General features: G+C 35.8%; 1 protein-coding gene. It reads left to right on the forward strand.

Annotated features, from left to right (window positions below; all coding sequences use genetic code 11):
• Positions 1-1017 (forward strand): CHAT domain-containing protein (locus F6K53_RS44775; protein ID WP_293087503.1); only part of this gene is annotated, 1017 nt, incomplete at its 5' end.
• Positions 1018-1103: the final 86 nt, after the last annotated feature.

A 1103-nucleotide genomic window follows, 5' to 3' on the forward strand; every position in this document is an offset into this window, starting at 1 on the left:
ATTATTTTAGACGATGGTACGGCAATGATTTTGACTCTGCCAAATAAGGAAAAACACTTACACTGGATAGAACTATCACAGAAAGATTTTAGAAATCAGATTGAAAAATTCCGCCAAGGATTAATATACGGTTCAGTGTCAATCACTTATGATACTACTGAAGCTGAAACGTTATATGATTTGATGATTCTTCCTTTTGAGGATTATTTAACGTCGCAATCTATCGAAACTATTGTTTTCATTCAAGACAGCTTTTTGCGTGACATTCCAATGGCTGCCCTTTATGATAAAAAAGCTCAGAAATACTTAATTGAAAACTATGCGATCGCTACCACCCCTAGTTTAAGTTTAACTGCACCCAAAAAACTAACTACTCAAACAGGTCGTGCCTTAATTTTGGGTGTCAGTAAAGAAGCAATAATTGACGAGATATTATTCCCAGCGTTGCCAAGTGTACCCTTAGAAATCAAAGAAGTTCAAAAAATATTTCCTAATCATAAACAGTTTATAGATGAAGACTTTGAACCGAATAAACTAGAAACTGAAATTCAAGATACCGTTTACCCAGTTATTCATATAGCAACTCATGCTCAATTTGGAATAATTTCCGAAGATACGTTTTTAGTTACAGGAAATAATAATAAACTCACCATCAATGAATTAGAAACAGTCCTAGGCCAAGTCAGTGGCGGTTCTGCCTCTGTTGAACTTTTAGCACTAACGGCTTGTCAAACAGCGGTAGGTGATGAACGTTCTAGTTTGGGTTTAGCTGGAGTAGCTTTGCAAGTTGGGGTCAGAAGTGCAATGGCTTCCCTTTGGTCTGTGGGAGATGAATCTACATCTTTGTTAGTGAAAGACTTTTATAGAAATATACATCAATTGGGAATGAGTAAAGCGAAAGCGTTACAAGCTGCTCAGATAAAATTACTTAAGGCAAAAGAAATCCCAGAAATAAATAACCAATATGATAATCCTTATTTTTGGGCACCGTTTATTATGATTGGGAATTGGTTGTAAAACGTAGATATAGCAATTATCATAGCTATGAGGTAAACAATTTCTAGATTTTAGGGAACAGGGAACAGGGAACAGGGAACAGGTAA

Origin of the sequence: Moorena sp. SIO4A1 (assembly GCF_010672065.1) — a bacterium.
GTDB lineage: Bacteria > Cyanobacteriota > Cyanobacteriia > Cyanobacteriales > Coleofasciculaceae > Moorena.